Below are 2,357 nucleotides of genomic sequence, written 5' to 3'. Positions count from 1 at the left end.
AACCGATGACCTCCTGCTTGCAAAGCAGGTGCTCTCCCAGCTGAGCTAATTCCCCAAAAGTGACCCGTGCGGGATTTGAACCCACGATACCAGCGTGAAAGGCTGGTGTCTTAACCACTTGACTAACGGGTCATTCAAGTGAAGCGGAAGACGGGATTCGAACCCGCGACCCCCACCATGGCAAGGTGATGTTCTACCACTGAACTACTTCCGCATGTCGTCCTTGACAACAGAAATAATAATAGCAAGATTTCTGCTAAATGGCAAGGACTTTTCGTAAAAAAATCAAACTAAATACTTATCGCTTCCGCCGAGTCCGCAGGTAGAGAGAAACCGGCCAGATAATCGCCCCGATCACCAGGGCCGCAATCGTGGCCTGCTGGTTGTTTTGCAATGGTTTACGCATCCCCATCATCCCCCTTATTCATCGTCGTCCTGATAGTGCAGGTCGTCATATTTCTGGTCCGCCTGCTGCTGGGCCATGGTCTTGGTCGGGTAGTAGACCGCACTGACCCAGTTCTCAGCCCCCTCGCCGACGACCAGGACCTTGACCGGCTTATCGTTGATGTTCTCGGTCTTGACCATGTAGGAGGTACCGTCCCCGGCGCCCTGGAACCAGCCCTGGACGTTCAGCCAGGTCCCATTGTCGGTGTGAAGGTACTGGGTCCGTCCCCAATGCTTGGTTGCCTCGATCAGGTCCGCACTCGGCCGCTCGTTATCCGCGGCGTATTGCGGGTCCTGGTGGTAGAGACTGACCGTGTCGCCGTCAATGATCATCCGGTGATCGCTAATGGTCATCGTCGAATTGTCGTCATAATCGGCTGAGTACCAGGCCCCCCGCATGTCACCCGGCACGTCAAACGGCCCCTTGTTGCCATACTTGCCGGTGACCCGGTCATGCTGGTTGGTGGCCGATCCATTGCTGTCACTGCTAGTGGCCCCACTCTTATCAACCACCTGGGCGCTCTTGGCCAGCTGGTTGACCAAGTCGCCCTGACCATACTGGTTGATGTAGTCCGCCATCGCCGATTTGGTGACGGTGGCCAGTTTCTTGGCCGCCTGACCATTCTTGGCATTCTGGTAGATCACGACATCGTCATCCCGGTCGATCGTGTAGATCAGGCCGGTCACCTGACCGTTGGCCGTCACCTCGTAGGCCATCCCCTGGCCGTTGTCACTGAGCCGGTAGCGATCGGTTGGGTAGAGGTTGACCACCAGCTGGGACTGGCGGGCCTGCTTGGCGACCCGGGCCCACTGCCCGCCGTAGCGGTTGCCAGCGTAGGCCGTGACCAGGCTGACGGCCTGCTGCGGGGTCATCCCCTGGGCGCTAACCTTGGTGCGCGACCTCTTGGCGATCAGGCTGGTGGAAGAACTGTTCTCGCTCGTCTGCTGGCTACCGACATGGTTTCCACAACCAGCCAGGGTCAGGACGAGCACCCCCGTCGCCAGTAGCAGTCCTGTTCGTTGCTTATTCAAGATAAGATCCCCTCCCCAAATTAGTCAACCCCATTATACCGCTAATCGGCAGCTAGAGATCGAGGATTCGCAGCCGGGTTTGCCACTGGGCAGCAAAGGTTGGGGCCTGCCACTCGTTGATCCGTTTGTTGAACACCCCGACCGCCTGGTTCAAGTAGGTGACCCCGGACCGCGTCACCGGCGGGTGGTTACCGTGGAGGTGCCCGTAGAAAACCGTGTCAACGTTGCCCGCCGCCTCGAGCAGGGCCCCCAGACGGTCGCTGCCCATCATTGCATTGATCATCTGGTAGAAACGCTCCCGCCGTGCCGTCGTGACAGCGGATGGGCGCGGACTCAGCAGGTCGTGGCGCGGGGCGAAGTGGGTTAAGAAGAGCACCCGCCTGCCGGCCCCCTTAGCCGCCGTCAGCTGGGATCGGACCTGGTCGAGCACGGTCGCCATCCGGTCCTGGTCGCCCCCCGGCTGGTCAACCTCGCTGTCTAGCCAGTAGACCCGTTTCCACTGCTGGACCGCCATGGGATCATCCCGATAAGCTGAGAAGGAGTAGTCGTCCCAGCCGTTGTTGCCCACCACCCGCCAGGCCGTCCCCGGCAGGTCAACGTAGCGGTTGTGGAGATAGCCGGGAGCAGTCAGGCCCTCGACCAGGTCGTAGGGGGCATGCTGGAGAAGGTCGTGGTTGCCGGCGACGTAGTAGACCCGAGTGGTCCCGGCCAAGCGATCCCGGAGGTCAGCCATGTACTGCCGGGTCCGGGTGAAGTCGTTGAAGAGGTCACCACCGAAGAAGTAGTAGCCGACTCCATGAGCGTGCAGGTAGTCGGCCTGCATAGTCAGGGCCGCGCCCGGGTCGACCTGGTTGACGTCTAGGTGATTATCACTGCTGATC

Annotated in this window: 2 protein-coding genes and 2 tRNA genes; all 4 read right to left on the bottom strand. The window is 59.9% G+C overall.

Annotated features, from left to right (window positions below):
• Positions 1-60 precede the first annotated feature (60 nt).
• The 4 genes from FD34_RS05840 to FD34_RS05825 all read right to left on the bottom strand — a co-directional run bounded on the left by FD34_RS05840 (position 61) and on the right by FD34_RS05825 (position 2,356).
• Positions 61-132: transfer RNA gene (locus FD34_RS05840), tRNA-Glu, on the bottom strand.
• Positions 133-142: 10 nt separating this feature from the next.
• Positions 143-214, bottom strand: a tRNA-Gly gene (locus FD34_RS05835).
• 206 nt (positions 215-420) lie between these two features.
• Entirely contained in the window at positions 421-1,476 is a 1,056-nt protein-coding gene (locus FD34_RS05830) for a hypothetical protein (RefSeq protein ID WP_057807681.1), read from the bottom strand.
• Between the two features lie 52 nt (positions 1,477-1,528).
• Complete coding sequence (locus FD34_RS05825; protein WP_235806001.1) at positions 1,529-2,356, bottom strand: metallophosphoesterase; 828 nt, start codon at positions 2,354-2,356, stop codon at positions 1,529-1,531.
• Position 2,357 lies beyond the last annotated feature (1 nt).

The organism is Limosilactobacillus pontis DSM 8475 (genome assembly GCF_001435345.1).
Taxonomy (GTDB): Bacteria; Bacillota; Bacilli; order Lactobacillales; family Lactobacillaceae; genus Limosilactobacillus; species Limosilactobacillus pontis.
Note: the sequence above shows the minus strand (reverse complement) of the source record. Positions and strands in the feature narration are given on the sequence as shown.